Genomic DNA, 20,662 nt, shown 5'->3' with positions numbered 1-20,662 from the left:
TTAAATTAATTTTCTATGAAAAAGGTCTTTAAGCTTACAGTAATTATAGTAATCTTTTGTCAGGTGATTTCCTGCGAAACAAATGGTTATTTAGAGAATGAAAAACTTTTAATTTCTGAAAAAAAACAATAAGAACTGTATTTCTGAATCAGAAAGTACAATAATTATTGAAAACGAAATTGATTTTATTAATCATCTGCAAAATCCGGAACAATTGATTCCTGAGAATTCAATTATACTTATTAAAAACGATATTTCTATAAATTCTGATAATTTACCAATAGAATTACCAAAAGGAGTTATTATTTCTGGAGATTCTTGTATTGGGGAAGATAATATTCCAAAACTTAAATTCTCAAATACTCAAAGCCCTGAAGAAATTATAGTTTTTAAAATTATAGATGATAATGTTACAATTCAAAATTTAAAAATTGAAGGACCTTATCCAGATCCTCCAATAAAATGTGCAACAGATGAACCTGTTTTAGATTATTTTAGAGTCGGTATTGAAGTGCTGAATTCTGATAACTTTACGTTAAACAACAGTGAAATAGTTGGGTGGAATAACGCAGGAATAAGACTTAACAAAGCGAAGAACTGTAGAATAACAAATAATTCGATCCATCATAACGAAGCAGAGAATCTGGGTTACGGGGTTGTTTTAACTAATGGTTCATCTACTATTATAGGGGGCAATAAGTTTGATAGGAATCGACACCATATAGCTGGAACAGGAAATAGTGATGGACAGGGAAATTACGATAGTTACGAGATTAGAAATAATGAATTTGTTATGGAAAATGCAATTGCTCATGGCATTGATATGCATGCAGGAGGGAATAATGACCCAGAAACTATTGCTGGGGGAGAAATTTATATACATCATAATAATTTTATAGGGAAAGGTGGAGAATTTCCATGTAGTACTCAACCAGGAATAAGAATTAGGGGAATTCCGAATGACTTTTGCAAAATAGAACATAATAATTTTCTGGATTATCCTTTAGAGGAAAAGGCTATAAGACAGGTTCATAATTTTGGGAATTTTGACGCATCAAATAATCATTACGAATCACAAAATAAAGGTTTTTATGTTTCTTGGAGAGGTATGGAACCTTGGTATAGAATAGGTACCGATGCTAATTTGGGATTTGACAATATGTTTTTAGGAAAATTTAGCGATAATGGAGAAAGTTCTATACTATATAACGATGATAGTAATTGGAAAATGTATGAATTTCGTAACTCTTCTGGAACATCAAGGAGAAAAAGTAACCCTGAAATTTTAAGTAGCTCGCAAATACCTTTTGAGGATTTGTCTATGGGGGATTTCAATGGAGACGGTATAACTGATATTTTTAGATCAAACGGAAGTAATTGGTTTATTGCATATAGCGCAAATGTTTCAAACCCTTTTGAATGGAATTCTTTAAATGTAAATTCTGTATATACTAAAAAGGATTTGAAATTTGGTGACTTTGATGGTAATGGTACTACGGATATATTGAGAGCTAATGGCACTAATTTTTTTGTAGCATATAGTGGAAATGTTTCAAATCCATTTGAATGGCAAATAATTGCCAATTCAAAAGCAAGATTAGATGATATTAAAATCGGTGATTTTAATGGAGATGGAATTTCAGATATATTAAGAACAACAGGTGAAATTCTGTATATAGCTTTTGGAAATAATTCAGTTGATTTATGGGAGTGGGAACCAATTGTTGATTCTGATATTGTATTGGATTCAATTCACGGATTAGGTGATTTCAACGGAGATAAAAAAACGGATTTATTGACCCTTAGAGATAATCAATTTTTTATAGCTTATAGTGATAATACTGCTGAACCTTGGATTTTTGTGCCAGGGATTAAAATGAATACCAATTTTTTGATTCAATTTGAAGTAAATGATTTTAATCAAGATAGTTTTGATGATATAATGATAATAGAGAATCAGACCGTTAAAAATTAAATTCTATAATTAACTTGATTTTATTTAAATTTACGATATAATAAAGCTAGATAGACTTCTATTCCTAACGAAATCTAAGAGATTGTTGATGATGCAGAGGCATTGATTTCATAAACGGACATTTTTATAATTTCAATAAATAGTCTTAAAAAAGAGAATATATCTTAAAAACTCGACATTAATTTTGTCGAGTTTTTTTTATTTCCATATTTCGTTGAAATATCAATAAAAAGTGATTTTTAAGGGTAACATTTCCCTCGATTTAGGCACTTACTATCAAGTACTAAACATTAATTTTTAAAACCACTTTTTATGAAAAAATTTATCAATCTATTTTGTGTATGTCTAAGCATTATAATATCATCATGTGGGAGTGATGATGATGCTATAGGAAACCTTCCTCCAATGGAAGTTTCGAATATTGAGGCAGAAGTAGTTGAAGGAACCCTTGTGAAAATAAGTTGGACAGAAGCAGAAGATGTTAATAATGATGAGTTATCTTATGATGTTGTAATTAACGATAGAGTAGTAGCCGATAAAACTTCAGAATTATCAACAGAATTTGACTTAGCAAATTTATTAACTAACAGATCAAGGGATTTCCAAAAAGGTCTAAGCCTGGAATTAATAATTAGCATTAAGGCGTACGATAGTAATGGTGGTGTTTCCGAAGAATCTATAGTAAAACGTAATGTTTTTGTCAATAGAAACCCAGGTACCTTTGAATTTGGAAATATTAATTTTGATTTTTCATATTATAACTGGTTAGAAGTTTCTTGGTATCAGGCGATAGACGAAGATGGAGACATTTTGTCTTATGATGTGTATCTAAATGATATGATAATAAAGGAAAATTATATTATTGGATCAGATGATTATGATGGTTTAGGTAATGTATCTTATAATGAGAATTATTCGCAATATGTTGATGATGAAATTATCATTAAGGTTGTAGCTAACGATAGAGATGGAGGAGTAACAGAAATTAGCAAAAGTTTTAACTTTAGAGCTACCGATGTTGATTTGGGGATATTAACACTTCCACATGATAGTTCTGTAGAATATGTGTTCAATGAAGAAGAGGTAGATCGTAGAATTGGATACTCTTTCCAGATAGAGGAAAATACAGGGTATGTTATTCAGTCTGATGAATATTTACAGCTAACATTGTTTAATGATCAAGGAAATTATATAACTGGGAATTCCCAAAGAATATCTGGAGAATCTTTAAATCCTGGGACTTATTATTTAGAAATAGGGGAGTACTATAATAATTCAAATTCGTCGGGTACACTAACGTTTGTTTTAAAAGATCCTAAAGAATCAGATGTTGATTTAGGAACATTAGGAGTTCCTTATGAAGAGGTTTTGAATTTCTCCATACCAAGCAATGAACCGGATAATAAAATTGGTTATACCTTTCAGGTTAATGAAGAGACTGGTGTTTCAGCCTTCTCCCAAAGTAATGTCAATTTCGAACTTCGAGATATAAACGGAAACTTCATAACATCTGGATATAGAAGAGCATCTATTGAAACGATCCAGTCAGGAACCTATTATCTAGAAGTTCTTCAATATTACAATAATGTTGATTCTGGTTCTTTTACACTCGTTCTTAAAGATTCAGACGCAACAAATGTAGATCTAGGTGTATTGTCAACTCCCTATTCTGACTCAATAGATTTTAGCGTGTCAACTTCAGAACCTGATGGTAAAGTAAGGTACTTATTTGAGCTTAATGAATCTACTGGTTATTCTTTTACAACTATAACGGGGACATATGTGAATCTATATGATAGTAATGATAACTATGTAAATGGAGGTTATCGAAATATTTATGGAGAAAATTTGAATGCAGCAAGTTATTATTTAGAAATTGTAAATCAAGACTATAATGATGTTTCTGGCATCTTAGATATTGTTCTTAGCACTCCAAATGAGTCTGATGTTGATCTAGGTGCTCTTTCAATACCTTATAATCAATCATTTAATTTTAATACCACAGGTGAGATTGATAGAAAAATAAGATATCAATTTAATATAGATTCTCAGGCTTCCTATGCTTTTGAAATTATAAATGAGAATTATGATGATTACATTTATTTATATGATAGTAATGGTAATTATTTAAATGGAAGTGATTATAATAATATCAACGGGGTTTTGTCTTCTGGAACCTATTATGTTGAAGTTGCTGGTTATAGTAATTATGCAGGTTCAGGAACCTTGGTTTTAGATCTTCAATAGAAGCTTATAGCATACAAGAGGACGTCTGGAAAGTAACTTTACTATGTCAAACTGAGCTTCCTCCAGAGGCGGACAAGTGTCGAAGTTTTTAATCTGTTGATTTTCAAAATGTATTCGACAGGCTCAGACTGACAATTTTAGGTTTTGTTCACTTTTCAGACAGCCTCTTTTTTGTTTTTTTTATGATAAACCACATTTTCGTTTTCTATCTTTAAGGGAAAAAAGAAAAATGAAAACAACTAGACTCTTTGCGCTATTTATTATCGCAACTTTCGTATCAAATCTAAATGCACAAGAATCAGAAACCCTTTATGAAGCAGGTGATATAAAAATGGGGATCGCGGGCGTTCCACTTATGGATTTTGGTAACGGTTATAGCGGAATCGCTGCTAAACAAAGTTTATCCTATTATGTGTCCGAGCGATTCGCAATTAATACATCCGCTTTCGTGTTATTTCCTCAAGATATTGAACAAGAAAACGGAAGAGATGCAGAAGTGCAGGCATACGGTTTTATTCCTTCTTTTAGGAAACATGCAATTAATAGCGGTAAATTTAGTTTCTATTTTGAATCCGGAGTCGGAATCGGTGCTATTCGATATAAGGCAAACGATCCTGTTGATATTGCTATTGAGGATAATAGTGGAGGTTTATTGCTGTTAACAGCCGGAGCTGGAATTAATTATAGATTTGCTAAATGTCTGGAATTAGAATTTGGTCTTCCGTATATGTATGGATTAAACATTACCAATGGTGATGACACCAAGTTGTTTTCTGGAGTAGCATTCAATTTTGGTATGAACCTTGTCTTTAATACTAGAGATATAAAGAAGATGAAGGAAAAATATCGTGAACATTTAAAGAAAAAATGGGACAAAGAATAAACCTTAAAACAATTATTACCAAAATTGGTTTACTAAGTATTTTGGTCACTTTTACGCAATGTGCCACAAGTCAAAAAATTGACGAAACAGCACCACTACAATTTAAAGACGCTTATTTCCAAAATTGGGTTTCTGGTGTCAGAGGAGGCGGAGCTGGTTTTATGGTGTATCTTCCAGTAGATGGAACTTCTGATATACAATTAGAAACGGTTTATTTCAAAGGGAAAGAGGTAAAGCTTAGCTTTGACAACAGTACATCTGTTTATAGCGGACGATATACGGATCCTAAAACAGTTAGAAAGGATATCGTTATGAGTAGTGATCCAAAGGAAGAATATAATAACAAAGTCTCTGAAATCGAAGAAAAAATACCATTCGAGCTTAAAGAAGGAGAATGTATAATTGCGTACGTTAAGAATGGTGCAAAAGGATATTTTAAACTGGATAAGTTACAAGAGAAGGAATTGAAAGCATATCCAATGCGTCCAAGGCAATAAAAATTGTATTTTTAGAGCCACAATTAAATAGCAGTTGGGAATTTTTCAAAAACTTTTTAAACAAACATTTATATACGGAATGGCAACAGTGCTACCGCGCATGTTGTCATTTCTTTTGGTACCATTATATACTAATCAGTTACCAACAGAGGAGTATGGTAAGGTTTCAATTATCTTTTCATATTTCGTACTCTTCAACGTGATATTAGCATACGGAATGGAAACAGCCTTTTTTAGGTTCTTTAATAAAGAATCGGACAAGGAAAAAGTAGTCAGCACTTCTGCAATATCCATAGCTACTTCATCTTTTGTATTCTTAGTGATCGCTTTTCTGTTGAAAGAGCAAATATCAGTTTGGATAGATATTAAGTTGGAGTATATAAATCTGGTAATTTGGATATTACTACTGGATGCTTTGGTTATTATTCCATTTTCTTGGCTTAGAGCAAAGGAACGCCCGATGCGATATGCAGTTATTAAAATAGCCAATGTTGCCATTAATTTTGGGCTTAACATTTTTTTCTTACTGTACTTAAAAGAACTTTCATTTCATTTTTCTTCGTTAGATACGATTTATAAAGAAAATTATGAGATAAGCTACATTTTTATTTCTAATCTGATTGCGAGCGGATTTACATTACTTATGCTGTTGCCTTTCTATACTAAGATTAAATATCGTTTTGATCGAATATTGTGGAAAAAAATGATGAAATACGCCATGCCAATTCTGATAGCGGGAATAGCATATTCTATCAATGAAACATTTGATAGAATTTTATTAGATCATTTATTACCAGAAAATGTGGCCGAACATATGGTTGGTGTATATTCAGCTTGTTACAAGTTAGCTTTGTTTATGACATTATTTGCTACAGCTTTTAGGTTAGGAATAGAGCCATTTTTCTTTAATTATGCCGAGAATAAAAGCGCACCAGAAACCTATGCTAGGATTACTAAGTATTTTGTGATTTTAGGATCTTTTATCTTCTTGTTCGTGATTGTGTTTGTCCATATTTTGAAAATTGCTTTTTTAAGAGATGCATCCTATTGGGAAGCGGTAAAAATTGTTCCCTTCATTCTATTAGCCAATTTCTGTCTAGGAGTTTACCATAATTTATCCGTATGGTATAAAGTGACGGATAGAACCAGATTTGGAGCATATATATCTGTTTTTGGAGCAATAGTTACATTGCTTCTTAACTTTCTACTAATTCCAGAATATACTTATGTAGGTTCGGCTATAGCTACTTTGGCAGCATATGGTTCTATGATGATACTATCGTGGTACTTAGGAAGGAAATATTATCCAATTCCATATGATCTGAAAAAAATAGGAATGTATTTAGCATTATCGATTGGTTTTTCAATCATTTCGTTTTATATATTTGATAGTAATTATATGATTTCTATCCCCTTATTACTAGTGTTTTTAGTAATTTTGTATGCTTCGGAAAAAAAGGAATTAAAACAACTATTAAAAAGATAATTTTTCTGTTTTCTCGAGCGGAGTCTAGAGATGACAGTGATTTATATAAAACATTATGCAGATAAATATTATCAACAAATCATCACACAAGTTACCACATTACGAAACGATCGCTTCTGCTGGAATGGATCTAAGAGCAAACATAAGTGAATCTATAACACTAAAACCTTTAGAGAGAACCATCGTTAAAACGGGACTGTTCATTGAATTACCTGTAGGTTATGAGGCGCAAGTACGTCCTAGAAGTGGACTAGCCGCAAAGAAGGGAGTTACTGTATTAAATGCTCCAGGAACAGTAGATGCTGATTACAGAGGAGAAATTGGAGTTATTTTAGTGAATCTGTCTAATGAGAATTTTGTTATAGAAAACGGAGAAAGAGTCGCGCAGTTAGTAATCGCGAAACACGAAAGAGCCGAGTGGAATGAAGTAGTAGAGTTGTCAGAAACCTCAAGAGGAGCAGGTGGCTTTGGAAGTACAGGAGTTAAATAATCAACCAATCAAAAAATCAATATAAAGAATGAAAATCATTGTACCAATGGCAGGAAGAGGCTCTCGATTAAGACCTCATACACTTACGGTTCCTAAACCTTTAATCCCTGTAGCAGGAAAACCGATTGTTCATCGGTTAGTTTCCGATATAGCAAAAGTTTTAGGAGAACCAGTAGATGAAATTGCTTTTATATTAGGAGATCCTGCATTTTTTGGAGATGATGTTGTAGAAAGTTTAACAGCACTTGCAGAAGAACTTGGTGCTAAAGCTTCTATTTATAGACAAGATCAGCCACTAGGAACAGGTCATGCTATCATGTGTGCTAAAGACTCATTATCTGGACCAGCGGTTGTAGCATATGCAGATACACTGATTAGAGCCGATTTTAATTTAGACAAAGATGCAGATGCCGTTATTTGGGTAAAACAAGTTGATCAGCCAGAAGCATATGGAGTGGTGAAACTTAATGATAAGAAGGAAATTGTAGAGTTGGTTGAAAAACCAAAGGAGTTTGTTTCTGATCTCGCCGTGATAGGAATCTATTATTTTAAAGATATTGCGGTGTTAAAAAGTGAGCTACAACATGTATTGGATAATAACATTATCAATGGTGGAGAATACCAAATTAATGATGGTATTAAGAGAATGATGGCAGATGGCAAAACATTTGTTACTGGTCAGGTAGAAGAGTGGATGGATTGTGGAAACAAGAATGTGACCGTAGAAACCAATACTAGAATGCTAGGTTTTTTAGAAAAAGATGGAGAAAAATTGGTCAGTGATGATGTTGTATTAGAAAATGCAACCATTATACCACCTTGTCATATAGGAAAGGGAGTGATTATTAAGAATGGATCAGTTGGGCCTAACGTATCTATTGGAGATGGTTGTACCATAGAAGATAGTGATATTAAAAATAGTTTAGTACAGAACCAAACTGTCATAAAAAATGCTAACTTAGACAATGCTATGATTGGAAATCATGTGTATTACGACGGAAAGTATACAACGATTAGTATTGGTGACTATTCTACTTTGGAATAATTTGTGATTTATATTGCTTTTGAAAAATTTGTATGACTAAATATTGGCGACATATTGTAATTTGTATAGTCTTTATGGGAGGAGCTATGAATATTGGCTTTTCTCAAGAACCAGAACCTCTTAAGAAAGTAGAGATCTTGGATGACCTTGGTGATGTGTCTGATGAATTTCGAGAAAGCTTCTTCGAAGCATTAAAGCAACGTGCGATTACTAACTATGATAAGGCAATTAACGCTCTGGAAAAATGTATCTCTACAAATCCAAAACCTATTGCATTATATTATGAGCTTGGGAAGAATTACTTGGATTTAAAAAAATATGATCAAGCTATTATCAATTTTAAAAAAGTCTTAGAGGAAAAACCAAACAATAAATATGTTTTAGAACTATTATTCGAAGTGTATTTTAAAGAGAGGAAGTATTCAGAGTCTGTAGAAGTAGTTGAAAAACTAGTAACATTTGATAGTAGATATAAAGAACAATTGGCCAATCTCTATTTTCTAGAAGAAAGATATGATGATGCGCTTAAAGTCGTAGATGAGTTAATAGAAGAACTAGGGATAGATTCGTATAGAGATAAATTAAGAAAAAAAATAGCGTTAAAAATTAGTAACCCTGATTCTCAGATCACCAAGTTGCAAAAGAAGATAGCGGAAAACCCTAAGGAGGAACAAAACTATTTAAATCTGATTTACTTATATAGTCAGGATAATCAGGTTGAAAAGGCTTTTGGAACTGCTCAAATGCTTCTTGAACAAAAACCAAAATCAAAATTGGCTCATTTAGCTTTGTATAAGTTCTACTTGGATGATAATATGCCGAAAGAAGCGATTAAATCGATGAAAATAGTGTTGTCAAGTGATGAGATTGATATGGAATCAAAATATAAAATCGTTAATGACTTCTTGATGTTTGTAGATAAAAATCCAAATTATGAATCGCAACTTATCGAAGTAACTAAAGTATTTTCTGAAGACTCAGAAAGTAGTAAAGTGTTTACAGAAATAGGAAATTATTTCTATGGAAAAGATAAAAAAGAGTTGGCACTTAATTATTATGAAAGGGGAATTAAGGATAATGCCAATAATTTTGGAATTCTAAGAAAGATGTTATTATTGCAACTTGATTTAAAGAGATATGAAAAAGCAAAAGTAGGAAGCGAACTTGCAATAGAAATGTATCCTTCTCAACCAATTTTGTATTTGGTAAATGGAGTTTCTTTAATTAATCTAAATGATTATGAAGAAGCAATAGACATTTTAGGTATTGGTATGGATTATATCATTGATGATCTTAAGATGGAGTCAGATTTTTACGATCAAATTGGTCAGGCGTATCTAAAAATGGGAAATGAAGTAAAAGCTTCAGAATATAAAGAGAGATCCTTTCAACTTAAAAAAAAATCATAAAAGGTAATGAATAGAATATTTTATTTGTTATGTTTTTCGCTAATTATACTGCAATCTTGTAAAGGTACTAAAGCAATTTCAGGAGCCACAATTAAAAAGCTAAGGACAGAAAAAATTGTAGCTAATCACTATAATAAAGCTTTTGACTTTACCACAATCAATGCTAAGATAAAAGTAAGATATGATGATGGTAAACAATCATTTAGTCCAAATGTGACTTTACGTATAGAAAAGGATAAGAAAATATGGGTAAGTGCAAAATTACTGGGAATTACCCTTGCTAAGGTGCTTATTACTCCAGAAAAAGTAAGTTATTACGAAAAAATTAATAACACCTATTTTGAAGGAGATTTTAAGATCATTAGTGAATGGCTTGGAACTGACTTAGACTTTGAAAAAGTTCAACAACTATTACTTGGTCAGGCCTTATTCAATCTTAAAGATGAGAAGTATGTATCATCCATAGAAAATCAAAAATATAGACTTAATCCCAAAAAAGAACTTGAACTATTCGAACGATTATTCGTATTGAATCCAGATAGTTTTAAAATATTCTCCCAACAGCTAAAGCAGCCTATAGAAAACAGAAACCTGCTCGTTAATTATAGTAGTTACCAAAAAGTTGGAAATCAAGATTTTCCAAAAGAAATAAGTGTTATAGCCTCAGAAGGAATAGCCAAAACTATCATAATGATAGATTATCGTAGTGTAGATTACAATGCTAAGGTAAGTTTTCCGTTTAAAATACCATCAGGATACGAGCAAGTGACTATAGAATGAAGCTGAAAAAAATTATATACATATTCGGAATGCTACTAGTTAGTATTCCATCATTTTCTCAAAGCGCGAAGCAACAACAGCTAGAAGAGCAACGTCGTCGTCTAAAAGAACAGATTGAGCAGATGAGATCGTTACTCGCTGATACCAAACTCAAAGAGCGTTCTGTGCTTGATGAAGTAGAAACGCTAAATTCTCAAATAAGCACTAGACAAAACCTTATAAAAATTACCAATCAACAAGCAAATCTATTGACAAGAGAGATTAACAACAATCTCAAAAAGATGGGGTCGTATCGTGATGAGTTAAAGGTCTTAAAAAAGGATTATGCCAGAATGATTGTAAAATCTTATAAAAGTAAATCCCAACAAAGCAAGATTATGTTTTTGTTGTCATCATCGGATTTTACTCAGGCTTATAAACGACTTCAGTATATGAAGCAATATAATGAGCATCGAAAAGAACAGGCGGATCAAATACAAACACGTGCAGAAGAGCTTCAGACGCTAAATAGAGGTTTGCTGGAGAGGAAAAAAAATAAACAATTGCTCGTAGAAGAGAATCGAGATGCTCAGGAGCAATTAAAAGAAGAGAAAAAACAACAGCAAGCCTTAATGGCATCTATTCGAAAAAAAGAAGGGACGTATAAAAAAGAAATAAAGAAAAAACAAGAACAAGCAAGTGCTCTTGATAAAGCTATTGATAAATTAATTCGAGAAGCCATTGCAAAAGCGAATAAAAAAGCAGGAAAGAAAGCATCCAAAAAAGGATCTGCAACAACTTTTGCATTAACTCCAGAGGATAAAAAGCTTGCAGATAATTTTACATCCAATAAAGGAAAGTTTCCCTGGCCAGTTGGTACAGGTAAGCTAACAAGAAAATATGGACGTCAGCCACACCCTACATTACCAAACATACAGATTAATAGCAGTGGAGTAGAACTGGAAACAAGGCCAGGAGAAAAAGCAAGAGCCATTTTTGAAGGAGAAGTAATGGCTATTCAGAAACTGAAAGGCGCGGGAAGACTGGTTCACGTAAGACATGGTAATTATATTACAGTGTATTACAATCTGGAAAATATTTCGGTAAAAGAAGGTCAGAAACTCTTAACCAAACAAAGTATTGGAGAAGTGCGTGTAAATCCTGCTACTGGACGCGCTATTATGAAATTCTTGATCTTTAAGGATACAAAGAAATTAAATCCGCAATCTTGGATTTATAAAATGTGATTGAACAATGGAAATCATCATCATTTCGCTCGTAGCGTTTTTAGTTTCCATACTTACTTTTTTTTCAGGATTTGGCTTAGGAACTATCCTAACGCCTGTGTTGATGATTTTCTTTCCTGTAGAAATTGCCATTGCATTAACTGGTGTCGTTCACTTTTTTAATAATGTTTTTAAGTTATTTCTTGTTGGAAAGAATGCTAACAAATCCATTTTATTACGTTTTGGGATTCCGGCGGTTATTGCAGCATTTGCTGGAGCTTGGGTACTAGTAAACATTCCAGATATAAAACCACTTTTTACATATAATTTATTTGATAAAACCTTTGAAGTATATCCTGTGAAGTTTATAATATCAATTTTATTGATAATTTTCGCGAGTATGGATTTGATTCCGTATTTCTCAAATCTAAAATTTGGCAAAGAAAAGCTTCCGCTAGGAGGTGCTTTAAGTGGTTTTTTTGGTGGACTTTCTGGAAATCAGGGAGCTTTGCGAACAGCTTTTCTTATCAAAGCAGGACTTTCTAAAGAAGCTTTTATCGGAACAGCAGTGGTGGTTTCTACCTTTGTAGATTTTACCAGACTCAGTGTCTATGCTACTAATGTTTCAGAATCTGGAATTGGTGATAATTTAGCGTTGGTAATTTGTGCTACATTATCTGCTATCGCAGGCGCTTTTATTGGTAATAAACTATTAAAGAAAGTTACCTTAAAATTTTTGCAAATTGTAGTAGCTATCATGTTAATCCTAATCTCTATTGCCTTAGGATTAGGATTTTTGTAAAATTAAGTAAATAGCGCTTTTAATTCTGTAGCATCATCCGGTTTCATCTTACCTGCAAGAACCAGACTCAATTGTTTACGACGTAATGCAGCGTCATAACGTTGCTGTTCTAATTCGGTTTCCGGTTTGATAGAAGGGATAGATACTGGAGCACCACTTTCGTTTACGGCAACAAAGGTATATATAGCTTCGTTTGCTTTAGTTTTATCACCGCTTTGACGGTCTTCTATCCAAACATCTATTACCACCTCCATAGATGATTTAAATGCACGAGAAACCTTTGCCTCTACAGTAACGACACTCCCTAATGGGATTGCTTTGCTAAATGCTACGTGATTTACCGAAGCTGTTACTACAATTCTTCTGGAATGTCTCCCTGCAGCAATACCTGCTGCACGGTCCATACGTGCTAATAATTCTCCTCCAAAAAGATTGTTAAGCGGATTTGTTTCTCCTGGTAAAACAAGGTCGGTTAATATAGTTCTAGATTCTGAAGGATATCTGGTTTCCATAGATTTTGGTAATTTTTGGCAAAGATAATCAGGTACAACAAACTATTGACTATACAAAGACAGAAAACTGATATCCAGTCATTTTGACGAATTAATGTGTTTTCAATGTTTTTGTAAAAAAATAAAAAAAATCTACCTCAGAACTAAAAATTAGTACTGAAACATAATATTTATGAAGGATTAAGTAAGAAAAATATTTTTAATAAATAAGAATTAACGTTCTTGAACTAGTAGCCAAGCACGGCGATCTTGTTGTTTTTTGATATTTTGTAATGCTTTTAAAGCTTCTAGTCTGTTTTCATAGCTGTTATAAACTACTTGATGTAAACCGTATTTGTTTACTCCAATCAGACGTGCTTCAAAACCTTTAGCTTTTAGTTTAAGTACTTTTTTGTTAGCATTAGTTTTAATTCTGTATGCGCCTGCAACCACGTGATATTTTCCAGCTGTATTAACAGCTATAGCTTTAGAGTTTTCAGAACTAGTTTCTTCGGCTTTAATAATAGTAAGGTTGATAGCAGGCAATGGACTTGCGATTTCAAAAGTAGCCTCCTGAATTCTATTTTCAATTTCCTTTTCTGCATTTGAAGAAATACGATCATTTTCTAAATCAACTTGCTTATTAAACTGATCCAATCCTATAAATCCAACAACTCCAATAAACACAGCAGCTACAGCTGCATATTTAAGATACGGACGCTCACGTCTTCTTTCTGGTGTAAATGCAATAGGTGTAGTTTCTTCAATAGCCTGCACTTCTTCTTTGTAAGCTTCGCGAGTTACTTGGGCGACCACTACTTTTGGCGTAGTCTTTTCTTCTTCTCTAACAATTGATGGAGATATAAAAGAATTCAGACCAAAAGCCTCTGTAAGGTAATTTGTATCCTGAGAAGGTTCAAACTGTAATGTATCTTCAACAGATGTAAAAAAAGAACCAATACCATCTAATTCCACTCGTTGACCAACGGCCATTTTATTATTTAATGATAGTACATAACGCTGAATTTTAGCAACTGCATCTGTATAAGATATGTTTTCGGCTGTAGCCATATAATTTGCTAACAATCCGTCATTATTTTGTAGTTGGCTATTAAAAGAAATTAATTTCTGAGGTGGAAAAAAAGCATGAGTTGATTCCTGAATCATTGCAGGTTGACGCTTTGTTAGAAAAGCACCAAAACCTGGTAAGATTACACATTCATATCTATATAATAACTCACTGATGTATTTTGCCGTATTATTCATCGTCCCCTTTCTTAAAATGCTATCTAATATTTTCAGCGTAAACTAATTTAGAAGATTTAGTAAATCTATTTAGTTTTAACTTGAAAAATTAGCTTGGTTAATGGTTACTCAAAGGTAAAAAAAATTGGTTCTAATAATAACTATACCCCCTGATTTTATTAACAGTTTTGATTTTTTTCGTTTCTTGTGCTGACTTATAACAGATTACATGACCACAGAAAAATTAATTGCACTACTTACCTTAAAAAAAGCACCGAATCTAGGCGATAGTTCTATCAAAAAACTGATAAGAGAAGTTGGTTCTGCCGAGGAGGTTCTGAAAGAAAAACCGTCTAATTTGTTAAAGATTGATGGAATTGGAACAGTAAAGATTAAGGAAATTCAGAATAAAGAGCATCAGAATGCGGCAGAAAATGAGTTACAGTTTGTATTGGATAACAATATCAATTATATGGCCTATGACGAGTCGGAGTATCCTGAAAAACTGAAGTATTGTATTGATAGTCCTGTAGTGTTGTTTAGCAGAGGAAACATCGATCTGAAAAAGAAAAGGATGTTAAGTATTGTAGGTACGAGAAAAGTAACTAGTTATGGAGTGAAATTCTGTGAGGAGCTGATTGAAACGCTCGTTCCTTTAAACCCGGTTATTGTATCAGGTTTTGCGTATGGCGTTGATATCACTGCCCAAAAAGCAGCAATAAAGCATAACCTGCAAACAGTAGGTTGCCTAGCTCACGGATTAAATCAAATATATCCTAAGACACACAAAAGGTATATGCCACAGATCGAAGAAAATGGAGGGTTTTTTACCGACTTCTGGAGTACAGATACTTTTGACAGGAATAATTTTTTAGGCCGTAATCGTATTATTGCAGGACTAAGCGAAGCTACCATTGTTATCGAAAGTGCTGATAAAGGAGGTTCTTTGGTCACTGCCGAAATAGCAAATTCTTATAATCGAGAAGTTTTTGCCGTTCCAGGGAGAGTAGGAGATACTCTTAGTTCAGGATGTAATGCACTGATCAAAACGCAAAGAGCACATATGCTAACTAGTGCAGCGGATCTTATTTATATGCTTAACTGGGAGTTGGAGGAAAAGGAACAACCAATTGTTCAAAAACAGCTTTTTGTGGAGTTAGAAGGAGATGAAAAGAAAATTTATAATTTCCTTAATAAGAACGGAAAAGAATTACTGGATATTATTGCATTACAATGCGAAATTCCTACATTTAAAGTGGCGTCTATGTTGTTAAATATGGAATTGAAAGGAGTAATTAGACCATTGCCGGGAAAATTGTTTGAAACGATTTAATCACTTTAAAATTTCTTTGACTATAGGTAAGATCTTTTCTACCCATAAACCGTATTGATATCCGCTAGGATGCAGATTATCTGTGGCTAAAGATCCTTCAGAATCGCCTAGATCTCTGGAAATAGAGGTCACATCGATAAATATTATTTCAGCCTCAGTGCACTTTTGTTTTATATAGGCATTATAAGTATCAATTTCCGAAGCAATTGTTTCGCTATTATTGGTTCCAAAAGGAGTAACTCCATAATCTGGTATGGAAACAACAATTACATTATCTATTTGGTTATTTGCTAGGGAAATAGCTTTATCTAAAAGCAAATCAAACTCGGTTCGAAAGACGGTAAAGTCTCCGCGTTGGAACTGATTATTCACTCCAATAAGTAAAGAAACGAGATCGTGATTTTGCGGTTCATTTTCTTCTATTGCGGTAATAAGGCTACTTGTGGTCCATCCTGTTCTTGCGATTACCGTTAGTTGTTCAATTTTTTTGGTTGGAGTAGCAAAAGCGTCTTTTAATTGAAAAGGCCAACTTTCATCTTCAGTAACTCCTTGACCAATGGTATATGAGTCACCCAATGCTAAAAAGGAAAAAGTTTTGGTTTCCTCAGTTTGTTCTTCCTCTTCTTGGGTTTCTAAAGGGAGGTTATCATCAGAAGCACATCCGAAAATGAGAATGAAGAGTATACATAAAATTGCATTTATTTTCTTAATCATTTTCAATAGCTTTTTAGCTAAAGTTAAGAATTATTACTGCACTAATGTTTTGATATACCAATTAAGTTTGTCTCAATCTATTTGCTTATCAATATTATTGTAAGTGGCAGAAGATAGAATAACAAATACGAAAAGAATATCGAGAAACAAGGAGCTACAATTGTTTCGAATAGATTACTTTTTGTTTTAAAAACTATGATTAATAACAATAAGAGATATATAAAAACCAGAGGGTTGTAAACGATAGGTATTCTGATTAATAAAAGAGTAATAATTCCGAATAAAGTAACGTGATTTACAACCCTTTTGAGAAGCTACCAATTTTTGCTTTCTTCACACCGTGTTCATATTCTAAATTTAGAATGTTTTTTGTTTGAAGGTTTAATCCTATCGTTAAAAGCTTCTTCAATAGATTCTTCAAGCGCTTTATTTATATATTGGGCTGAATAATCGGGTTTTTCACACATAGTTTGTTTTTAAATATAGATGTGAAAGTTATTTTAAAAATAAATTGACCTAATGAGGAAATCCGTAATAACTTGAATTTTTGGTTAAAAGGACAATAGATATTAGTGACTAGCCTAGGGCTCGAACCCTTTGAACACTCTCTTAGAGGGGTGAGGCAGAACTAAAAAATGGGGATTTATTAACTTTTAGATACAAAAAATTTGTACCTTTGTTGCATCATGATCCTTTTATTAGGAATGATATATAACAAAAAAACCACCCCGAAGGGTGGGAAATAATAAATTATTTATTCTTGTACGTTAGCCATTTAATGACTACTCCAACAAGCGCTAGCAAAAGGCCAGCTAATGAAATTAAGGTTTCAACGCTCATAATTTCGTTTTGGTGGTAGTATGGTTACGTTAACGTAAGAACTTACCAAAACTGATTTACTTGGCGGTCAATCAGTTTTTTTTTATGCCTACTACCTTCTGGGCAGATAAGCTCCTTCTACAATCCTCAATTTCTTTATAATATAAATGAGTACTTGGTTACAAAGGTTTTTTGATTATTAAAAGATTACTGATTAGTCAAACCTAATTTCAGTAACAAATTTACAAATCAATTCCTAATTTCCCCACTTGTAAAATTAAAATTATTTTCGCATACTTCCTTAAATAGTTGATGAACGTTGTTAACAAAGAAACCAACAAAATCTCCTACCTTAAAAATCGAGTGTTATTCTATGACAATAAAGAAATGATAAATATTTATGTTGTTTAGCTTCTGAAATCTCTCTAAAAGGGGTTAAATGAAATAAAGAATCGTTAAAAATTGTTTATTCTAAACAAAAAAGTGACAATTTTTATTTACTTTTGTAACCCACCACTTATATGTGTGGGTATAAAAAAACCACCTACTGGAATAGGCGGTTTTAAAAAAGACTGTGAGAATTCGTCGTACCTTGTACTTCATTCCATAAAAGAGAAATTAATCGCTTTTAAGCACTACTATAATAAGTAGTATCATAAATAATTGGATTGGGTCCATAATATTTTTTGATAAAAATTTAAAGGTGGTTAACAATTATCAAAGCCAGAATTGCACTTCTGGCTTTTTTTATGCTTTCCTAAGGCATAATACTTTTCAGCTATAATTGTCCTTCAGAAATATTCTTCAGACGGTATCAAATTTACAATTTATTGTTTTTTGTTAAACTAAAAGTTATTCAGAATTATCAACTATCACAATAGAGATGTAACTCAATTCAAATTTATTAAACAATGTGGAATAAAAAATTGTAGTCTTTAAATGTTAAAGATATGTTAATTTTTAAACATTATAAAAAGTATAAAAAAAAACATGAAAATTTCTCTTAATACAAAGTTAAGTAAAAAAGGGGTTGGGTCATTTTAGGTTTAAAAGATTGAAGCTAATAGCGAAATTTTGCAAACAGGATAAACTTTAACATTTACCTAAGAAAATTGATTCAATTTATACTTTAAAAAAAGCGTTTCTCCTTCTAATAGAGTTACTTAAACATAATTATCTGTTTGTCAAATAGATGAATTTATAATTTAAGCAGCTATTCAATTCGGTTTTCTTTAGGTTATTGTTTTGGAAATTAATTGTTATTACACTAAATAACTCCTCCACAAACCTTTAATCGCAATACCTTCTTAACAGATTGTATTACTTGTTTTTTATAGGCAGGATTTGTTTTCATTTCAGCAAGAATAGCATTAATTGTCGTATTTTCGTTCTGAGGCATCAAAATTAGGTCACAACCGGCTTTTGAAGCTAATAGGGGAGCATTATCCAGAATCGTAACTGCTTTCATAATGTTAAGTGCATCAGAAATGATGACTCCTTTAAATCCCATTTCTTCTTTTAGCAAACCAGTGATAATTTTTCTGGAGCAACTGGATGGTAAACCATCTGTTCCATATTTTTCATTATTCTGTATAGTAATATGGGCAATCATAATAGATAGCACTCCATCTTCAATAATCTGCTTGTAATTAGCTACTTCTTGTAGCGATCCATCAATATAAACGCTCTGTTTATGCGTATCTCCTTTTACCAATCCATGGCCAGGAAAATGTTTTGCGGTAGCAATTATTCCTCCTGCTTGTGTACATTTTATGAATTGATTAGCTAGACTAATCACTGAGTCTTTGTTGCTGCCGTAACTTCTCGATTTGATCGCTTCATTACTGGCACTTATGTCTAAAACCGGAGCATAGTTATGATGAACTCCTATTTCTCTAAGTTCAGTATTAATAGTATTTACTACGGCATCTGATTGTGCTTCCGTTTTTATATCAATTGTTTTACCTACATCTTTTGCTCCTTTAATACGACTAGCAAATAGACTTGGTTCCGCGTCCATACTAAAGAGTAGCGGAAGCGTTTTGTTTTTGGAAGAAATCTCATTTAAGATGTTAATACTTTCCGTATGTGTTTTTTTACTTCCTTTTAAGAAAACTACACCGCCAATGGCGTCATTTTCGGTCAACTTTTTTACCGTAGCCATGGGTTTACCTAATTCACCGGCTGATGAGATGATCATTTGGGCTACTTGCTGTTTTTCTGAAAGTGTATGATAGATGGAATCTACGGTGTATTCTAATTCAGAATTGTAAGTATAAAAATCTTGCAAACCGAATTTCTGAGACTGCCCATTAATTTGAAGATTACATAAAACAGAAAGGACTAATAAAGGAAAATATCGCATAAATAAGAATTAGGGTTGGTTTCTATAGATTAACACTCGATCGGAACACCTTCTAATTGGCCCCATTCGGTCCACGAACCATCGTAAACCCGTAGATTGGTATATCCAGAGAGTTTAGCGGCTAATAAAATGATACAAGCCGTAATACCTGAACCGCAGCTAAAGATCAGTTTTTTATTTTCAATATCAAAATCGGCAAATAGTTTAACAAGTTCTTTAGTTGGTAGTATTTTTCCATCTTGTAAAACTTTGGTGTATGGGAGACTCAGGGAATTTGGGATGTGCCCACTTTTTAAATCTGATCGTGGCTCTGGATCGGTTCCCATAAACCTGCCATATGAGCGAGCATCAATGATAAGAGAATCTGAACTGTTCATTTCAAATAAAACATCATCAGCATTAACAGCATATTTGAAACGATCGTTTATTTTAAAACTTCCAATTGGAAATATTGCTGTATTCCCTTTGTTTTCAGTCGATAAGTCTTGATTAATCCATTCTGGTAAACCACCATCAAGTACGGCTACCTCACTATGTCCCATTATGGTAAACATCCACCAAGCTCTCGGACTGGAATATATCCCGATAGTATCATAAATCACAATTTTGGAATCTGCATTGATTCCTAAATTTCTACAACCTTTTTCAAAACTATCAGAAGGCGGAAGCATATTAGGTAAATCGGATTCTTGATCAGAGAAGATTTTTTTAATATCAAAAAAACGTGCACCTGGTATTTTCAGATCTTGTTTTGACGATTCTTTAGAGGAAGTTACTTTCTTTATACTCGCATCCAGAATAACAAGATCGGGATGATCTAAGTGGGTTGAGAGCCACTCTGTTGAAACCAAAGGTGTATCTATGATCTTCATTATA

General features: G+C 32.8%; 17 protein-coding genes. 12 read left to right on the top strand and 5 right to left on the bottom strand.

Translation table 11 applies throughout. From position 1 onward, the window contains the following. Positions 1–214: 214 nt before the first annotated feature. The 11 genes from D1818_RS14080 (at position 215) to D1818_RS14030 (ending at position 12,819) form a co-directional block, all read left to right on the top strand. Positions 215–1,975, top strand: a complete 1,761-nt coding sequence (locus D1818_RS14080) for a right-handed parallel beta-helix repeat-containing protein (RefSeq protein WP_158596978.1) — start codon at positions 215–217, stop codon at positions 1,973–1,975. 312 nt (positions 1,976–2,287) lie between these two features. Continuing rightward, positions 2,288–4,222 carry a hypothetical protein gene (locus D1818_RS14075; RefSeq protein ID WP_118459642.1) on the top strand — a complete coding sequence of 645 codons (1,935 nt, stop codon included), beginning with the start codon at positions 2,288–2,290 and terminating at the stop codon, positions 4,220–4,222. Positions 4,223–4,451: 229 nt separating this feature from the next. Continuing rightward, positions 4,452–5,105, top strand: coding sequence for a hypothetical protein (locus D1818_RS14070; protein ID WP_118459641.1), 654 nt, complete (start codon positions 4,452–4,454; stop codon positions 5,103–5,105). After that, a complete protein-coding gene (locus D1818_RS14065) occupies positions 5,090–5,602 on the top strand; it encodes a hypothetical protein (RefSeq protein ID WP_118459640.1) in 513 nt (170 codons plus the stop codon). Before D1818_RS14070 ends, D1818_RS14065 begins: the two co-directional genes overlap by 16 nt. Before the next feature lie 34 nt (positions 5,603–5,636). Continuing rightward, a complete protein-coding gene (locus D1818_RS14060; RefSeq protein ID WP_118459639.1) occupies positions 5,637–7,088 on the top strand; it encodes an oligosaccharide flippase family protein in 1,452 nt (483 codons plus the stop codon). Between the two features lie 55 nt (positions 7,089–7,143). Further along, a complete protein-coding gene (gene dut / locus D1818_RS14055) occupies positions 7,144–7,578 on the top strand; it encodes a dUTP diphosphatase (protein WP_118459638.1) in 435 nt (144 codons plus the stop codon). A gap of 28 nt (positions 7,579–7,606) precedes the next feature. Then, a complete protein-coding gene (locus D1818_RS14050; protein ID WP_118459637.1) occupies positions 7,607–8,623 on the top strand; it encodes a sugar phosphate nucleotidyltransferase in 1,017 nt (338 codons plus the stop codon). A 32-nt stretch (positions 8,624–8,655) separates the two neighbouring features. Beyond that, positions 8,656–10,032, top strand: coding sequence for a lipopolysaccharide assembly protein LapB (locus tag D1818_RS14045; protein WP_118459636.1), 1,377 nt, complete (start codon positions 8,656–8,658; stop codon positions 10,030–10,032). Between the two features lie 6 nt (positions 10,033–10,038). After that, entirely contained in the window at positions 10,039–10,812 is a 774-nt protein-coding gene (locus D1818_RS14040) for a DUF4292 domain-containing protein (protein ID WP_118459635.1), read from the top strand. Next, complete coding sequence (locus D1818_RS14035) at positions 10,809–12,038, top strand: murein hydrolase activator EnvC (RefSeq protein ID WP_118459634.1); 1,230 nt, start codon at positions 10,809–10,811, stop codon at positions 12,036–12,038. The genes D1818_RS14040 and D1818_RS14035 overlap by 4 nt, the downstream gene beginning before the upstream one ends. Positions 12,039–12,045: 7 nt before the next feature. Beyond that, positions 12,046–12,819: a sulfite exporter TauE/SafE family protein gene (locus D1818_RS14030; RefSeq protein ID WP_118459633.1), complete on the top strand. Its 774-nt coding sequence runs from the start codon at positions 12,046–12,048 to the stop codon at positions 12,817–12,819. Between the two features lie 2 nt (positions 12,820–12,821). On the opposite strand, the gene D1818_RS14025 is transcribed toward D1818_RS14030, so the two are convergent. Then, entirely contained in the window at positions 12,822–13,331 is a 510-nt protein-coding gene (locus D1818_RS14025; protein WP_118459632.1) for an acyl-CoA thioesterase, read from the bottom strand. A 213-nt stretch (positions 13,332–13,544) separates the two neighbouring features. Then, on the bottom strand, positions 13,545–14,576 hold the full coding sequence (locus tag D1818_RS14020) for an SPOR domain-containing protein (RefSeq protein ID WP_118459631.1): 1,032 nt from the start codon (positions 14,574–14,576) through the stop codon (positions 13,545–13,547). A 208-nt stretch (positions 14,577–14,784) separates the two neighbouring features. Between D1818_RS14020 and dprA the strand changes: the two genes are divergently transcribed. Continuing rightward, entirely contained in the window at positions 14,785–15,888 is a 1,104-nt protein-coding gene (dprA, locus tag D1818_RS14015) for a DNA-processing protein DprA (protein WP_118459630.1), read from the top strand. Here the strand turns inward: dprA and D1818_RS14010 are convergent, their stop codons facing one another. The 3 genes from D1818_RS14010 to D1818_RS14000 form a co-directional block, all read right to left on the bottom strand. Then, a complete protein-coding gene (locus D1818_RS14010; RefSeq protein ID WP_118459629.1) occupies positions 15,889–16,602 on the bottom strand; it encodes an SGNH/GDSL hydrolase family protein in 714 nt (237 codons plus the stop codon). Positions 16,603–18,688: 2,086 nt separating this feature from the next. After that, positions 18,689–19,786, bottom strand: a complete 1,098-nt coding sequence (locus tag D1818_RS14005) for a glycoside hydrolase family 3 N-terminal domain-containing protein (RefSeq protein WP_118459628.1) — start codon at positions 19,784–19,786, stop codon at positions 18,689–18,691. A 29-nt stretch (positions 19,787–19,815) separates the two neighbouring features. After that, on the bottom strand, positions 19,816–20,658 hold the full coding sequence (locus D1818_RS14000) for a sulfurtransferase (RefSeq protein ID WP_233558612.1): 843 nt from the start codon (positions 20,656–20,658) through the stop codon (positions 19,816–19,818). Positions 20,659–20,662: the final 4 nt, after the last annotated feature.

Source organism: Aquimarina sp. BL5, from assembly GCF_003443675.1.
GTDB lineage: Bacteria > Bacteroidota > Bacteroidia > Flavobacteriales > Flavobacteriaceae > Aquimarina.
Note: the sequence above shows the minus strand (reverse complement) of the source record. Positions and strands in the feature narration are given on the sequence as shown.

Excerpts from the sequence above, each read along its gene's own strand:
- D1818_RS14075 (WP_118459642.1), top strand. The coding sequence starts at position 2,288 with ATGAAAAAATTTATCAATCTATTTTGTGTATGTCTAAGCATTATAATA.
- D1818_RS14070 (WP_118459641.1), top strand. The coding sequence starts at position 4,452 with ATGAAAACAACTAGACTCTTTGCGCTATTTATTATCGCAACTTTCGTA.
- D1818_RS14065 (WP_118459640.1), top strand. The coding sequence starts at position 5,090 with ATGGGACAAAGAATAAACCTTAAAACAATTATTACCAAAATTGGTTTA.
- dut (WP_118459638.1), top strand. The coding sequence starts at position 7,144 with ATGCAGATAAATATTATCAACAAATCATCACACAAGTTACCACATTAC.
- D1818_RS14050 (WP_118459637.1), top strand. The coding sequence starts at position 7,607 with ATGAAAATCATTGTACCAATGGCAGGAAGAGGCTCTCGATTAAGACCT.
- D1818_RS14045 (WP_118459636.1), top strand. The coding sequence starts at position 8,656 with ATGACTAAATATTGGCGACATATTGTAATTTGTATAGTCTTTATGGGA.
- D1818_RS14040 (WP_118459635.1), top strand. The coding sequence starts at position 10,039 with ATGAATAGAATATTTTATTTGTTATGTTTTTCGCTAATTATACTGCAA.
- D1818_RS14035 (WP_118459634.1), top strand. The coding sequence starts at position 10,809 with ATGAAGCTGAAAAAAATTATATACATATTCGGAATGCTACTAGTTAGT.
- D1818_RS14030 (WP_118459633.1), top strand. The coding sequence starts at position 12,046 with ATGGAAATCATCATCATTTCGCTCGTAGCGTTTTTAGTTTCCATACTT.
- D1818_RS14025 (WP_118459632.1), bottom strand. The coding sequence starts at position 13,331 with ATGGAAACCAGATATCCTTCAGAATCTAGAACTATATTAACCGACCTT.
- D1818_RS14020 (WP_118459631.1), bottom strand. The coding sequence starts at position 14,576 with ATGAATAATACGGCAAAATACATCAGTGAGTTATTATATAGATATGAA.
- dprA (WP_118459630.1), top strand. The coding sequence starts at position 14,785 with ATGACCACAGAAAAATTAATTGCACTACTTACCTTAAAAAAAGCACCG.
- D1818_RS14010 (WP_118459629.1), bottom strand. The coding sequence starts at position 16,602 with ATGATTAAGAAAATAAATGCAATTTTATGTATACTCTTCATTCTCATT.
- D1818_RS14005 (WP_118459628.1), bottom strand. The coding sequence starts at position 19,786 with ATGCGATATTTTCCTTTATTAGTCCTTTCTGTTTTATGTAATCTTCAA.
- D1818_RS14000 (WP_233558612.1), bottom strand. The coding sequence starts at position 20,658 with ATGAAGATCATAGATACACCTTTGGTTTCAACAGAGTGGCTCTCAACC.